Genomic DNA, 15,179 nt, shown 5'->3' with positions numbered 1-15,179 from the left:
GCTGGCGTCCAGGGCGGCGCTCACGGCTGCGTCCTGGACGCCGGGTTTCACAGCGCCTAAGCCTGCACGCCGCCCAGTCGGGCGCTGGTGTCTTCGCCCGTGTCGCCGCCTGCCATTCGCGCAAAGGCAGCGCGCCAGCCTGCGGCGAGATCAGCGAGATCAGCCAGGCTGGCGGCCTCTCCGGCTGTGATCTTGCGAGTCAGCCTCGCATGGGTCACGCGGTGTACGGTCCATTCGGGATGGCGCCGTTCGATAAGCCTGATCTCGTCGTGCGTCTGTGCCGCCCCCGGCTCAAGGACGCGGTAGTACCATCCGGTGCGGCCGGTCTTCTGGAACAGGTAGGGCATCCGCTTGTTCTGAGTATAGAGACCGAGTTTCCAGCAGGGCTGTCTGCCCTGGCTGATCTGAACGACAGCACTTCCCAGTCGCAGGATGTCTCCGATGCAGAGGGTGTCCTCAGTCAGCCCGTAACTGGCGATGTTTTCGCCAAAAGCTGCCGGAACCGCTGTCGGAGGCAGCTCGGCCTCGTCCTGCCACAGGTGGTAGTGCTCGCTGGCGTAGTGGTGGATTGCCTTGTCCGCTCCACCATGCACCGTCAGATCGGCCTGCGAGTCGCCGGTGAAGCCGTTGATGTCGATCATCTGAGATCCGGCGACTGGGGACTTGTGAATGGCGGTTGGCGGTTTGTCGGCCCATGGGCTGTGGACAGCGCCATGAAAAATGCCCGCGATCGGGGCGGATAGGTCAGGTCGTGTCATCTGAAAGCGCCTTATGTTCAACACATATTAAATCTCGATCGCCGGGCTGCAGCGGTAGCTGCAACAGGGTGCAATACCCATTGGCAGGGCCTGCGTCGTGATAGGCGCAGGTCCTGCACAGGCCAAAGGGGCGCCCGCCACGGGCTTCCAAAGCCGCACGCAGGGTCGCGCTGAGCGCCTCTTCCAACGCGGCGGTTTCCGCGTCCTGCATTGTGGTCAATGCGCCGCCGATGACCGAAGGCGCTTCGGCCAGTGCCTGCCCCTCAGCTGTCACCCCGTAAGAAATCGAACGCTGATCGCCAGTTTTTGGCTCTTCGCGCACGAACCCTTTTCGGGCGAGTGTCTTGAGCGTTTGCGACATGGTGCCGCGTGTGGTGCCCAGATAATCGGCCACATGCGAGGGCGCCCGTGAGTAGCGATTGGCGCGCGCGAGGTAGTCCAGCGCCGCTGTTTGGGCCGGATTCAGGCTGTCAGACCATCCCCCGGCGGCGTCGAGACGGGCCAGACGATTGATGAGCGCGCGGATGCGGTGGTGTGATGTCATGAAAAATTGATATCGACTCGAAATCAAAACTGCAATAACTCTTATTTGGTAGCGAGTCGCTACGAACTAAGATGGAGACGAAAATGACACGATTTCTAGTGACGGCTGCGATCCTGGGCCTCGGTGCGGCGGGCGCGACCGGCGCGTTCGCCGATGGCGATCATGCGGTGCATCAGCAGGGCGCTATTATCTCGGCATCCGATGCCGGGAAGACGGCATCCTTTGATATTCTTGCGGCTCATGCGCACCGCAAGGGGAACACTGTCACCTTCCACATGACGACAAATGGCAGCGCTGGCGCGGATACGCCCGAAGCAGTCGGTTCGGTCGGCGGGGCTGAGGTTTTCTCCTATGTTTGGCCGACCTCGCTTGACCCGGCTGCCGTCGGGTTTGAGGCAGGCAGCGGAATACTCGCGCTGGCTGCAACCAGTCACCCGGACTTTGACGACACGCCATTGGTGGATGAAAACAACGACGGCGATACCGGCAACGACGGTCTCCTGTGGCACAGTCATTGGGTGGTTCTGACCCCGACCGAAGCCTGCGGGCCGGGCGCGTTGGCGGTGCGTGACATTCCAGAAGGCGCCACCCCGCAGCTGCCGGCCACCTGGCCGGGGCTTCCGATCTATCTGGATAGCCCGGGATTTACGCCCCTGTTCAACGGGCCGGAAGTGACTGTGACGGTCGGATTTCGCAGCGATGTGACTCTGGCTGATGTGGCGTATGATGGTGTTACGTCGGCCCTGCGCGTCAATGCAAATGTGCATGCGCCGTTGCTCTGCGTGGTGGATGTTTTCGATATTGCGTCGGGCGACCTGACCCTGCCGGGAAAAATCAACTGAACGCAAATGGCGCGGCACATGTGCCGCGCTACCTCATGCCTATGAACTATCGGTGCTGGGATCGTGATTTGAGGCGTTTCAATAGATTTCGGAACGGTTGCCCCGGCCGATGTTGGATCGGCAGGGGCCGGAGGTGATGAATACGATCTCTCACCAACGCATTTGGATTTGCCATTCAATTCGAAAACCACTCATATTCAGGTGAACTGACTTAATCCCTGGTCCCACGAATGGCGGCGCATCATGTCCAGACGACACTACGACCTGCCGCCGCTAACCACATTGGCGGCCTTTGAAACCGCAGCCCGGCACCTGAGCTTCAAAAATGCGGCGCAGGAACTGTCTGTGACACCCGGAGCGGTCAGCCACCAGATCAAGGCTCTCGAAGGCGAGCTGGGTGTGGCGTTGTTCCAGCGGAAACATCGCGGTGTCGAGCTGACGCGCGAAGGTCAGGCGCTGTTTGAGACTTTGGCCACATCGTTCCGGCAGATCTCGCGGCAATTGTCTAAGACCCGTCAGATGGGCGAGGAAGATGCCGTGACCGTCGGATCGACGACGGCGGTCGCAGCCCTTTGGCTGTCGCCGGTGATCATCCGATTTTGGCGTGATCATCCGGATTTGAACATTCACCAGATCACCCAGGATCGACCATTTCACGACACGCGGGAGTTCGATTTCTTTATCAGGTACGGCCGTGATCCCGACGCTACGCTGGCCCATACGGCGATCTATCGGGATCAACTTGTCCCGGTTGCCCGGCCGGATATCGCCGAAGGACTGGCGGGCTCATCGCTACAGGATCTGGCAGCGCAGCGGCTGATCCATCTGCACAACGTCAGTCAGAGCTGGACCACCTGGGTCGACTGGTTCCACGAGTTGGGTCATCGGGGCGACATTTCGGTTGGCACCCGCGTGACCAGCTATTCAGTGGCGTTGCAAATTGCCCGTAAGGGGGCGGGCGTAGCGCTTGGCTGGAAGCGGCTTATCCAGCCAATGCTCGACAGCAAGAAGCTTGCCATTGTCGGCAATCAGAGCGTTCCGGCACCGCAAGAGTTCTATCTGGTGGGTCTGCCTGATGATGAACTGTCGCCGAATGCCCGCAAGTTGAAAGCCTGGATCCTGTCGGAGGCAAGCCGCAGTTCGGTTTAGTCAGGCTCATTCATGAATGAGGTTTTCCCCTATTGAGCGGAATTGATCCGATCCTCCAATAGGGAAAAGCTCACGCCATGGAGAGTTCGATGAACACGCATACCCCCCTGTCGTCCGTGCTGACCGAGGTAAACACGGCAAACGGCCTGCCAAATGAACACTATGTTGACCCCCGCGTCTTCGATGAGGAAAAGCGCGCGGTTCTTTTTGCCAATTGGTCAGGAATTGGGTTTGGCAAGGATATTCCGGAACCAGGCGATGCCAAACCGGTCGACTTTCTTGGTATGCCGCTGCTGCTGGTGCGCGACCGAAACGGTGACATCGGCGTGTTTCAAAACACCTGCCGCCACCGGGGTATGATCCTGGTGGACAAGCCACAGAAGATCCGCGGGGCCATACGTTGCCCCTATCACAGCTGGTGCTACGGGCTCGACGGGGCATTGCGTGCGACCCCACATATCGGTGGTCCCGGGCAGAGTACCCATGACGATGTCGACATCAGCAAGCTTGGCCTGATCCGCGTCCGGGCGCATATCTGGCGAGATGTGATTTTTGTGAATGTCGATGGCGAGGCGCCTGAGTTCGCCGAAGCCCATGCCGCATTGCTGGACCGCTGGCGCGAATTTGAGACACCGATTTACCACGGTGGCGAAGGGTCATCGCTGAAGCTGGAGGTGGCAACCAACTGGAAGCTGGCGGTCGAAAACTACTGCGAGAGCTATCATCTGCCGTGGGTTCACCCCGGGCTTAACAGCTATTCGCGGTTGGAAGACCACTACAACATTGAAGAGCGGGGAAAATACTCGGGTCAGGGCACGCTGGTCTATCGCCAACTGACCGACGAAGCCGGTGCGAAACTGCCGGATTTCGACGGGCTGAGTGATCAATGGGATGAGGGTGCGGAATATGTCGCGGTCTATCCCAACGTTCTGTTGGGGGTGCAGCGTGACCATAGTTTCGCGATTGTTCTGGAGCCGAAGGACTGCGGGCATACGGTCGAGCATATCGAGCTTTACTATGCCAGAAGCGAGCGGGACACGCCGGAACTTGATGGTTTGCGTGCCTCTAACGCGCAGCTGTGGAAGACCGTCTTCGAGGAAGATATCTTTGTGGTGGAGGGCATGCAGAAGGGGCGTCACGGCGTGTTGTTCGATGGCGGCCGGTTCTCTCCGGTGATGGATGGGCCAACTCATAACTTCCATCACTGGGTGGCGACCGAGGTTCAGAAAGGTCGTGCAAAATGAGCGAGTTCCTGTGCCATGGAACGCGATGAGCTTGATCGCGCCCTGTTGCAGGCGCATGCCGCAGATGATGGCGCGGCTCTCGTGCGGCTCTATTCACTGGCCGCCGATTATGCAGAGGCGGCCGACGATATAGACAGGGCCTGTTTTTTCCTCACGCATGCCTTTGTCTTTGCTCTGGAACTCGGCGCGCCCGAAGCCGATCCGCTGAATGCGCGGCTTGCGGCACGGGGGCGCGTGCAGCGCCTCAGCTTCTGACATGTCACAGACGGGTATTTGTGCTGAAAAAACCGGCTGGCATGGTGACCTGTGCGACCGGCCACAGGCACCAAGCGGTTCAACCGATAGCGGAGGCAGTCTGGATCGCTGCTCCGTTAAGATAGGCTCTTGAAGGGAGCAAAGATGCGTAGAGAAGCACAGGCAGTTGTCATCGGTGGAGGGGTTATTGGGTGTTCAATCCTCTACCACCTGACCAAACTGGGATGGTCAGATGTGGTGCTGCTGGAGCGGAACGAGTTGACGTCCGGGTCCACTTGGCACGCGGCGGCAAATATCCACGGGTTGCATGACAGCACCAATATCAGCCGTATCCAGCACTATACGATGTCTCTCTACAAGGAACTGGAAGCTGAGACCGGACAGAGCTGCGGCGTGTTTCAGCCTGGGTCCCTCTATTTGGCGCAGACAGTGGAACGTGAACACCAGCTGAGATTGCAGGCCGCAAAGGCCAAGCTCTATGGGATGAATTTCTACGAGATCAGCATCGAGGAGGCCAGGCGCCTGAACCCGCTGGTCAATTACGATGGCATCCGCTGTGTTATGTATGAACCCGATGGTGGAAATGTGGATCCCTCTGGCGTGACGAATGCCTATGCCGTCGGGGCGCGCCAGCGGGGCGCCGAAATCCATCGTTTCACCCCTGTGACGGCGACCGAGCAGCAAGACGATGGCAGCTGGATTGTTAAGACGCCCAAAGGAGATATCCGCACGCCTTGGGTGGTGAATGCGGCAGGGCTCTGGGGCCGCGAGGTCGCGGCGCTGGCGGGGATCGAGCTGCCGTTGCAGCCAACTGAGCATCAGTATTTCGTTACCGAGACCATGGCTGCCGTGGCCGCGCATGGGACCCGCCTGCCATCCGTCAGTGACCGGGACGGTGAGTATTATCTGCGGCAAGAAGGGCAGGGGCTGCTGGTTGGCGCCTATGAAAAGGATATGAAGTTCTGGGCCGAGGAGGGCACGCCGCTCGACTTTGCACATGATCTCTTTCCAGATGATCTGGAGCGGATCGAAGAGAACATGATGAACGCCATTGAACGCCTGCCTGCGGTTGGTGACGCTGGCATCAAGCGTGTCATCAATGGTCCGATGATCTGGTCGCCGGACGCCAATGTCCTGATGGGGCCGGTGCCCGAAATTGATGGATATTTCTGCTGCAATGGCATTATTCCGGGTTTCTCGCAGTCCGGCGGTATGGGGCTGATGGCGGCGCAATGGATCATCGAGGGTGAGACCCAATATGATATGTTCGCCTGGGACATGGCGCGGTTTGGCAGTTGGGCGACCAAAGATTTCACCAAGGCGCGGGTGCGGGATCAATATGCCCATCGCTTTGCCATCCATTTTCCCAATGAAGAACGCAGCGCTGGTCGCCCGGCACGGACGCGGCCGATATATGAGCAACAGGCGGAAATGGGCGCGGTCTTTGGCCTCAACGCCGGTTGGGAACATCCCCTCTGGTTTGCAGAAGCGCCCGGCGCCAAGGATACCAATGGGTTCACCCGTCAGAACTGGTGGGGACCCGTTGGCGATGAGTGCAGAATGTTGCGGTCCCGTGCGGGCATTATCGACATATCCAACTTTGCCAAATACCGGTGTGCGGGGCCCGGGGCCGAAGAATGGCTGAACGCGGTCTTTGCCAATGCGATGCCAAATGCGGTGGGACGGTCCTGCCTCACGCCGCTGATTTCGAAACGCGGTGGGATTGCCGGGGATTTCACGGTGACCCGTGTTTCTGAGGATGAGTTCTGGATCATCGGATCCGGCATGGCCGAGCGCTATCACAAGCGATTCTTCAAGGAGGTGCCGCTGCCAGAAGGCACTATGTTCGTGTCGCTGACAGACGAGATCTGCGGTTTCAATGTCGCGGGGCCGAAATCACGTGAGATGCTGCAACGCCTGACAAATACCTCCCTCTCGACCGATGAGTTTCCGTTCATGCGTTCGGCCTGGATTGATCTTGCCGGGATTCAGGTGCTTGCACTGCGGGTTTCTTTCACCGGCGATCTGGGATGGGAGCTGCATTGCAGGCGCGAAGATCAGCCGCGTCTCTACTCGGCGCTCCTGGCTGCTGGTGAGGAGTTCGGCGCAGGTCCTGTCGGGAGTCGGGCGTTGATGTCCTTGCGGATCGAAAAAGGTTACGGCTCTTGGAGCCGGGAATATAGCCCGGAATACTGGCCGCAGGAGGTCGGGCTGGACCGGCTTTGCAAGTTGCAAAAAGACTTCCTGAACAAAGCTGCCGCAGAAAAGGTCCTCGAGAACCCGGCACGTGAACGGATGGTTCTGCTGCATCTGGATGAGGCCGGAACGGCAGCTTCCAATGCTGATGCGACCGGCGGAGAGCCTATTTTCAAGGATGGTAATGGGATCGGCCGCGTAACCTCGGGCGCCTATGGATATAGCGTGGGCATGTCGCTGGCGCTTGGCTTTGTTCGAGAGGCAATGCCCGGTGATGCGGTGGAGGTCATGGTCCTGGGGCGTCCACACCGGGCGGTCATTCTGGAACGACCGCCGTTCGACGCAGATGGTGCCATTCTGCGGGGCTAGCGCTCAGGAGAACGAATAAAGGAGGCCATATGGCCTCCTTTATCGTGGTGTCTTGTGTTCCTCGCGACGGATCAGAGAAGGTCGCGGACCTTCTCCAGCAGTGCGGCGTTCACGGCGACGCCTTCAGACGCGGCGCGTGTGCGGCAGCCACGACGACCATCGCCCGGCAGCCGTGCGCCATCCTGATCATGGATTGATGCGATCAGGTCGGTCAGCCGGTCGTGGAATGCGCCGCCCGAGGTCGCTGCCGGATCGATCGCAATGAAGAACTGGCCGGTTTTTGGTGGCCCACCCGCGGTGCCAGAGAAGGGGCTGGCGACAGAGCCGAGGGTCGCGCCGGTCATGGCAGCCGCCATCAGTTCAACAGTCAAGGCGATGCCGACGCCCTTGTATCCGCCGGAAGGAACCATTGACCCCTTGAGCCCGGCCTCGGGATTGGTGGTTGGTTGCCCGTCAGCATCCAGCACCCAGCCTTCGGGAACCGCTTTGCCCTCCCGGGCGTGTTTCATCACTTCGCTCTTGGCGATTGTGCTGGCGGACTGGTCGATCAGCAGCGCGGCATTCCCGTCTGCGTCCGGGGCCGCGATCGAGAAGGGGTTGGTGCCGACAACCGGCTTCGCACCGCCGGAGGGCGCGATCGAGGCGGGCGCATTGGTGAAACCGACGCCAAGCAATCCTGCCTGCGCCAGCCGTTGCGTGTGAACTCCGAGGACACCGCAGTTGTAGGAGTTGTTCACCGCCAGAACCGCAACCCCCATCTCGCGGGCCAGCGGGATCAGTTTTTCAAAGCCGAGATCAATGGCGCTATGGGCAAAACCGGTCTCTGCGTCCACGGTGACAACCGCCGGGCGGGGCTGATCCACAACCGGCTTTGCCTGACCATCCACCTTTCCACATTCGACATGCTGGGCATAGATCGGGATATAGGCCAGCCCGTGCGAGGCGACGCCATCGGCTTCGGTCATGGCGGTTGCAACAGCAAGGGGGCGGGCGTTGGCTTCGGAGGTGCCGGCCTTGACCAACACGCGGAAGGCCAGGTCTTCGATTTCGGCAAGGGTCAGGGTTTCGGTTGCGGTCATATCGGGCTTTCTGTTTTTCAGTCTTCGGGTCAATGCCGGGCTGACCGGCAGTCGATGGGTGGATCAGTCGTTGTCGCTGAGGCCGGCCCCGGCGCCGCGCAGGCGGCTTTCCTCGGTCGCCGGGGCAAAGGTGCGATGGGCAAACTTGCCCAGCTGGTCCCAGCTTGCGTTGGAGACGCTTGCGCGCATCACCGGTTCTTGCTGGCCGGTCATCTCCGCAGGGGCGGAGAATACCATCCGTTCCGCCAGCCGGCTGTGCAGCGTCTCGCTGGAGCCCTGCATGCAGAGCCGCTTGCCATCGGTGGCCAGGCGCGCGCCCTGCCATTCGGCGGCAACCGGTCGGCCCAGTCGCAAGGCCGCGCCGCCCATGAAGGGCACCGCCAGCAAGGGAAAATTGACGTTTTCCATCGTGATCTTGCCACGCTCCAGCAGGCGCACGGCACAATCGCTGAGTGCTGCACCGGCGATCAAGGGACTCATCCGGCGGGCAGGGGCGTGCCAGACCTCGGCCCGCAGCGAAACGGGCGATACGTCAATCGAGGGAATGCGATCATTCATCGTCAGCAGATCTGCCAGCATCTCGGTGCCGGGAAACCCAAAAGACGAAAGCCAGCGCGTGCCCTTGGCGGCCTCTTCTGCCAATCCCCAGGACAGGCCCGCGCCACGGGCGGCGCGCTTGCTCATGGCCTCGATTTCATTCAACGAATGGCTCATGCCAGACCCTCTTCCAGTTCGGGGAATACCCAGAATTCCGCGTTCTCAACGGTGAGTTCGGTGGGCAGCGGAGCATTGCCATACATGCAAATCCGCACCCAACGATCTGACCGGGGATCAAATTTCGTCGCGCCAAAGAATGCCAGCTTGCAGCGCAGCATATCGATCGGCAGGACCTGATCGGAAATCGTGTTGTCACGGATTTCCGCGTAGGGCGCGCGGCCGACGATCTGAACACGGCGCAGAACATGGCGGTGTTCGGAATGGCGCAACAGGAAATCTGCAACCTGCGCCTCGTCTGGCCAGTGGGCCAGAGCCTGGTACAACATCGCGGCATCTCGACCCGGTGCCAGCGGCTGCTCATATTCTTCGATGGGCTCCTCAAAGCGCTCACCCAGACGGGGTTCGAGCTTTTCCTCCGAAACATACCAGGCGCGTGCCTTGTTCTCTGGGGCCTGCCAGTTTGTGTCGATGGCCCAAGCGTATACGTCCCGCAGGATCTTGCGAAGATCGCCAATGGTCATAGCACCCGCAATGCGAAAGGTTGCGGTGTTATCTGCTGACATATCTTCGGCGAAGCCATCGACAAGCCCGCCGTAGGGCTCCAGCATCAGCGACGCGATCCATTCCTGACCCTCGAGCGAGAGCGTCTCTTCGGCCCAGCGGTAGAGGGCATCCCAGGGCTTCGGACCGGCCAGCGTCTGGATTTCTAGGTAGCTGGTCACCTGATCAGCGTCGGCGCGCAGCGCGCTCAGTTTCTGGATCTGAATCGGATGCTGTGACTGCCAATCTGCAATTGTCAGCTTGCTGCGTGCCACCAGAGAGCGGAACACAGCGATATCGTCCGGATGCGCTTCCTCGATATTGCGCACCGCCTGGATCGCCTTTTCGCGCGCCGCGACCCAGTTGTTGAACAGCACCGGGTGGTTGAGCAGAAACGGCGCCATTCCAAGGCCGGTGGAATTGCCGATCCCCATTGACCGGGCCAGATCCGGAGCCAGTTTTGCGGCGGTGGTGCCCTCAGCCTTGGCGCGACAATCGGCCATATGCTGGACCAGATCGGTGACAAACCAGCGGGTCAGGTAGACCGATAGCATCTCAACCTGGAACGGCGCACGGAATTCGGGGCGTTCCGCGATCATCTCGCGGTCAGCCGCACCCAGTTTGCCGGACCCGTAGACCGCCGTTGTCCGCATCAGATAGCCGACGGCGTCGATCTGCTCTGCGGAGGGCTGCTGGCCAGAGGCCAATGCGCTGACCACATGTTCCCAGAGGCGCACCGACCGGTTGGCACGGGATACAGAAAGCTCCGACCCGGACACACGTCCGGCTTCCTGCACGGGGATATTCTGTGACAGCCGGGCGATATCCGCGCCAGAAGGAATGCCGTCAAATAGTGTGAAAGTGGCGTCCCAGGCCTCTGCAATCACTCGGTCGGAGCGTTTTTCAGGTGGCAGGTCATGGGCAAAGGCGACCAGGGAATATGCGCGCTCCGGCCCATATGCGGTGTAGACTGCATGGCCCTGACCGCTGTCGTCTATGTCAAATGCGGTCTGTTCAAATCGCCAGCCTTCGCGCGCCAGACGACGGGTCAGCACCCGCATGAATGACAGGCGCGACTGGTGCATAGAGCCAAGGCGTGCCAGACGCATGACGGTGTTCGGTTCACGGCAGAGAATGTCGGTCATTCGGATTGGCCTTTGTAATCAGGTCGTTAGTCGTATCCCGTATGATCTGAACAGGTCGGGCAGTTTGGATAGGTGGGCCGGGCGCCAGCAGCGCCCGGCAGCTATTCAGTTCTCTTTGCCTTTTGCCAATGTGATGCGCAGAGCATCCCAGAGCGATGGCAGAAGAATGAGCGACACCGGAACCGCGGTGACCACGATGAAGCTCTGTAGTTTTGATACGCCACCGGAACCGACGGAGATCAAAATGATCGCCATCACACCCATGGCGATGCCCCAGAAAACACGTACAGCGATGCTTGGTGTGTCGCCGTTGGTCATTGTAGCGGAAATCACATAGCTCATCGAATCTCCGGTCGTGGCCACAAAGATCGTGGTCAGGATCAAGAACAGGATTGAGATCAAGAAACCCATCGGCAGATTGTTCGTGATTGCCAGCAGTGCCGCAGGCAGGTTGAAGCCTTCGAAAGCTGCGGAGATGGTGCCGGGCTCAGCCAGTTCCATCGCAATGCCCGTGCCCCCGATGATGGTGAACCAGAAGTTGGTCACGATGGGTGCGATGATCGACAGCATGATGATGATGGACCGGATCGACCGTCCGCGTGACACGCGGGCAATGAACATTGCCATCAGTGGCCCGTAGCCCATGAACCAGCCCCAGAAGAACACGGTCCACCATCCCAGCCAGCCGGGAGCGCCGAATATGCCTGCATCACCGCGATAGAGCGCCATCTGGAAGAAGTTGCCCAGATAGGTCGTAAAACCTGAGAAGAACGATCCGAAGATGAAACCGGTAGGCCCGGCAATGAGCACATAGACCAGCAACACGGCGGCCAGGATCACATTGATCTTGGACAGCATCTGGATGCCGCGCGACAGGCCGGTCATCGCCGAGATCGTGTAGAGTGCCACCAATGCGCCGATCACCACGAACTGAGTGGCAAAAACGTCCGGGATGCCGAAGAGATCGGAGAGACCATAGCTCACCTGAAGCCCAAGAAAGCCGATCGGACCGACGGTACCCGCTACCACGGCGATAATCGATGATGCGTCGGCGATCACCCCGATGGGGCCGTTGATAGCCTTGTCCTTGAACACCGGATAGAGCAGCGTCCGGGGGGCCAGCGGCAGGCCCTTTTCATAGTGATAATGCATCAGCATGACCGTGGAAAGCGAACCGAGGATCGCCCATGCCAGAAACCCCCAATGCATGAAGCTTTGTGCGATAGCGGGGGTAACGGCGGCTTCGCTACCGCCTTCGGCCCCGTAGAGGGGAGGCGAGTAGAGGAAATGCGCAATAGGCTCCCCGGCCGCCCAGAACACGCCACCACCAGCAAGCAGAGTACACATGACCATGGATCCCCACTGGAACGTGGTGAATTCAGGCGCGGCCAGCCCGCCGAGAATAGCGCGCCCACCGGGCAGGACGCAGAGCAGCAAACCGATCAGAAAGGTCGCAAGCAGTAGAATTTGCCAGTACAGGCCAAAATAGGTCGCCGAGATGTTGAACCCCCAGTCGACCAGTGCCGACAGCCCGTCAAGATTGACCAGTGCTGCGGCACAGAATAGCGCGATAAAACCGCCTGAAAGCAGAAATAGCGGCTTGTTGATCCGGCTCTCCTGCGGTGTTGTCTCCATAGATGTCTCTGACATCTTTCCCTCCCATTGGTTGGCCCGCGCACTGGTCGGGCCGATATTTCTGTCTATCCCGGTCTTTAATCCCCCGATTTTGGACCGAAATTCTCTTCAAAGAAGCGATACCAGTTGCCTCCCATGACAGCTGATACCTCGTCGTTGTTCATGCCGACCTTGCGCAGCCCGTCTTCGATATTTCCGAAGTCGCGGTTGTCTTCGAACCAGCTGGGCATTGGCGGGAAACCCGGCGCGGATTTGGAGCCTTCGCCGTAGTCGATCTCCTTGGTCCAGCGACCCACACGCATCCATTCGACGACGCTGTCCGGCTGGTCCTGGCAAAGGTCAGTGCCGATCCCGAGATGTTCAACGCCGAATTTCTCGGCGGTTCGGGCAATCATCTCGCAGAAGCTTTGCAGCGTGCAGTTGGACTTGTCCTTCAGGTGATGCGGATAGACCGAGAAGCCCAGCATCCCGCCATGGCCGGTCACTGCGCGGATGACATCATCCTTCTTATTGCGCAGGGCCGGCGACCATTCATGCGGGTTGGCATGAGTAATGGCGATCGGGCGGCTGGAAATTTCCGCTGCTTCGATGGTGGAGCGGTCGGCGGAATGGCTCATGTCCACGACCAGGCCGACCCGGTTCATCTCCTTGATCACCTGCTTGCCCATGCGGGTGATGCCCATGTCCTCGGCCTCATAACACCCCGTCGCCAGCAGCGACTGGTTGTTGTAGGTGAGCTGCATGAAGCGGGCGCCGAGCGTGTGCAGGATCTCCACCAGGCCGATGTCGTCCTCTATCGGCGAGGGGTTCTGGAAACCGAAGAACACAGCGGTGCGGCCGGTTTCGCGGGCCTTGTCGATATCAGAGGCCCACTGCCCCTTCATGATCAGGTCGGGGAACTGTTCGAACCAGCGGTTCCATTTTTCGAAGTTCAGGACCGTCTCGCGGAAGTTCTCATGATAGGCAATGGTGACATGGATTGCGTCCACGTTGCCCTCGCGCAGCTGGCGGAAGATTTTTTCCGACCAATTGGCATATTGCAGGCAGTCGATACGATATCCGGTCATTCAAGCACCTCGGTTTTCAAAGTCCACTACCCGGCCTGTAATGCCAGGCAGGATGCGCCCGCCTCGGGGGAAACAAGGAGGGCGGGCGCGTCCGCAAACTGGCAGGCCGGCGATGCGGCACTGCCAAGAATTCAGTCTCAGACCGGCTTGCCGGCGCTGATGTAGGCGGTTTTGACGGTGGTATAGAACTCCGCCGCTGCCTTACCCTGCTCGCGCGGGCCATAGGAACTGTCGCCGCGGCCACCGAAGGGCACGTGGTAGTCGGTGCCTGCGGTTGGCAGGTTGACAGTGACCACACCGGTGCGCGCGTTGCGGCGGAAGTGGGTGGCGCGGGCCAGCGACTGGGTGACAATGCCCGAGGTCAGGCCGAAGTTGGTGTCATTCACCACCGACAGCGCCTCGTCATAGCTGCCGACCTTGATCACGCTGGTCAGCGGCGCGAACATTTCCTCGCGGTTGATGCGCATGTCGTTGGTGGTGTTGAGGAAAACGCCAGGGGACATGTAGAAGCCCTCGTGCGGCATCTGCAGACGCTGGCCGCCGCAGGCGAGTTCTGCACCTTCGGATTTGCCCAGATCGACATAGGCCAGGTTCTCGTTCAGCTGCTGCTCGCTGACCACCGGCCCCATCTGCACGCCCGCTTCCAGCGCGTGGCCCACTTTCATGGCCTGTGCCCCGGCGACAAGCTTGTCGACAAAGGCATCATGAATGGCCGCGTGGACCACGAGCCGGGAGGAGGCGGTGCATTTCTGTCCGGTGCCGCCAAAGGCGCCACCGAGGGCCAGCGTGACGGCCAGATCCAGATCTGCGTCGTCCATCACCGCCAGCGCGTTCTTGGAGCCCATCTCCATCTGCACCTTGGTCAGGTTCTGGATGGCGGCGGCAGCAATCCCTTTGCCCACCGGCACCGAGCCGGTGAAGGAGATCGCGTTCACTTTGGGGCTTTCGACCAGACGCTGGCCGATGGAACGGCCGGAGCCCATGACCAGCGAGAACAGGCCCTTGGGGATATCCTGCCGGTTGATGATCTCGGCCAGCGCGACGGCTGATGCCGGGGTGATGTTGGCCGGTTTCCACACCACGGCGTTGCCATAGCAAAGCGCCGGCGCGATTTTCCAGGAGGCGGTAGCGGTCGGGAAGTTCCAAGGGCTGATGATCGCCACCGTACCGACCGCTTCCCGGCGCACATCCACCTCGATGTCGGGACGCACGGAGTCGGCGTTTTCTCCGATCTGGCGCAGGCATTCGGCGGCGTAATAGGTGAAGAACTGGCCGGCGCGGTAAACTTCGCCTTTACCCTCGGCCAGCGGCTTGCCTTCTTCACGGCTCAGGAGCGTGCCGAGTTCTTCGGCGCGGGCCATCATCTCGTTGCCTATTGCGTTCAGCACGGCCTGCTTACGCTCAAGCCCATAGGCCGCCCATTCACGCTGGGCCACCTGCGCCTGGTCCAATGTCGCATCCAGTTGATCGGCGCTGGCCTGCGCGAAGATACCAACGAGGTCGCTAAGATCCGATGGGTTGCGGTTCTCGACTTCGCTCTCACCAGCCAGCCATTCACCGGCAATCAGGTTCTTTTGGATATCAGTCATGGTCGGAGGCCTCACACAGAATTCAGTTTCCATGGGTATGGACATGCGCG

At 60.2% G+C, this 15,179-nt stretch carries 13 protein-coding genes; 5 read left to right on the top strand and 8 right to left on the bottom strand.

Annotation, left to right across the window (positions count from 1 at the left end; all coding sequences use genetic code 11):
• Positions 1-56: 56 nt before the first annotated feature.
• Positions 57-758 carry an MOSC domain-containing protein gene (locus VWZ81_RS00610; RefSeq protein WP_416541763.1) on the bottom strand — a complete coding sequence of 234 codons (702 nt, stop codon included), beginning with the start codon at positions 756-758 and terminating at the stop codon, positions 57-59.
• Positions 745-1,302: a MarR family winged helix-turn-helix transcriptional regulator gene (locus tag VWZ81_RS00605; RefSeq protein ID WP_416539617.1), complete on the bottom strand. Its 558-nt coding sequence runs from the start codon at positions 1,300-1,302 to the stop codon at positions 745-747. Before VWZ81_RS00605 ends, VWZ81_RS00610 begins: the two co-directional genes overlap by 14 nt.
• 83 nt (positions 1,303-1,385) lie before the next feature.
• Between VWZ81_RS00605 and VWZ81_RS00600 the strand changes: the two genes are divergently transcribed.
• The 5 genes from VWZ81_RS00600 to VWZ81_RS00580 all read left to right on the top strand — a co-directional run bounded on the left by VWZ81_RS00600 (position 1,386) and on the right by VWZ81_RS00580 (position 7,357).
• Positions 1,386-2,144: a hypothetical protein gene (locus VWZ81_RS00600; RefSeq protein WP_416541762.1), complete on the top strand. Its 759-nt coding sequence runs from the start codon at positions 1,386-1,388 to the stop codon at positions 2,142-2,144.
• Between the two features lie 243 nt (positions 2,145-2,387).
• Positions 2,388-3,293 (top strand): LysR substrate-binding domain-containing protein, encoded by a 906-nt coding sequence (locus tag VWZ81_RS00595; protein ID WP_416539615.1) that lies wholly within the window; start codon positions 2,388-2,390, stop codon positions 3,291-3,293.
• Positions 3,294-3,382: 89 nt separating this feature from the next.
• Positions 3,383-4,537 carry an aromatic ring-hydroxylating oxygenase subunit alpha gene (locus VWZ81_RS00590; protein ID WP_416535488.1) on the top strand — a complete coding sequence of 385 codons (1,155 nt, stop codon included), beginning with the start codon at positions 3,383-3,385 and terminating at the stop codon, positions 4,535-4,537.
• Positions 4,538-4,552: 15 nt separating this feature from the next.
• Entirely contained in the window at positions 4,553-4,792 is a 240-nt protein-coding gene (locus VWZ81_RS00585; protein WP_340547690.1) for a hypothetical protein, read from the top strand.
• Positions 4,793-4,936: 144 nt separating this feature from the next.
• A complete protein-coding gene (locus tag VWZ81_RS00580; RefSeq protein ID WP_416541761.1) occupies positions 4,937-7,357 on the top strand; it encodes a GcvT family protein in 2,421 nt (806 codons plus the stop codon).
• A 71-nt stretch (positions 7,358-7,428) separates the two neighbouring features.
• Here the strand turns inward: VWZ81_RS00580 and VWZ81_RS00575 are convergent, their stop codons facing one another.
• The 6 genes from VWZ81_RS00575 to VWZ81_RS00550 all read right to left on the bottom strand — a co-directional run bounded on the left by VWZ81_RS00575 (position 7,429) and on the right by VWZ81_RS00550 (position 15,129).
• Entirely contained in the window at positions 7,429-8,436 is a 1,008-nt protein-coding gene (locus VWZ81_RS00575) for an Ldh family oxidoreductase (RefSeq protein ID WP_416535485.1), read from the bottom strand.
• A 63-nt stretch (positions 8,437-8,499) separates the two neighbouring features.
• Positions 8,500-9,150: a DUF3726 domain-containing protein gene (locus tag VWZ81_RS00570; RefSeq protein WP_416541760.1), complete on the bottom strand. Its 651-nt coding sequence runs from the start codon at positions 9,148-9,150 to the stop codon at positions 8,500-8,502.
• Entirely contained in the window at positions 9,147-10,838 is a 1,692-nt protein-coding gene (locus VWZ81_RS00565; protein WP_416538065.1) for a hypothetical protein, read from the bottom strand. The genes VWZ81_RS00570 and VWZ81_RS00565 overlap by 4 nt, the downstream gene beginning before the upstream one ends.
• A 105-nt stretch (positions 10,839-10,943) precedes the next feature.
• Positions 10,944-12,488 (bottom strand): BCCT family transporter, encoded by a 1,545-nt coding sequence (locus tag VWZ81_RS00560; RefSeq protein ID WP_416538064.1) that lies wholly within the window; start codon positions 12,486-12,488, stop codon positions 10,944-10,946.
• A gap of 62 nt (positions 12,489-12,550) precedes the next feature.
• Positions 12,551-13,540 (bottom strand): membrane dipeptidase, encoded by a 990-nt coding sequence (locus tag VWZ81_RS00555; protein ID WP_416535481.1) that lies wholly within the window; start codon positions 13,538-13,540, stop codon positions 12,551-12,553.
• Between the two features lie 137 nt (positions 13,541-13,677).
• Entirely contained in the window at positions 13,678-15,129 is a 1,452-nt protein-coding gene (locus VWZ81_RS00550) for an aldehyde dehydrogenase family protein (protein WP_416539610.1), read from the bottom strand.
• Positions 15,130-15,179 lie beyond the last annotated feature (50 nt).

It is taken from the genome of Phaeobacter sp. JH20_34, assembly GCF_048056095.1.
GTDB lineage: Bacteria > Pseudomonadota > Alphaproteobacteria > Rhodobacterales > Rhodobacteraceae > Phaeobacter > Phaeobacter bryozoorum.
This window is presented reverse-complemented; position numbering and strand designations above follow the sequence as displayed.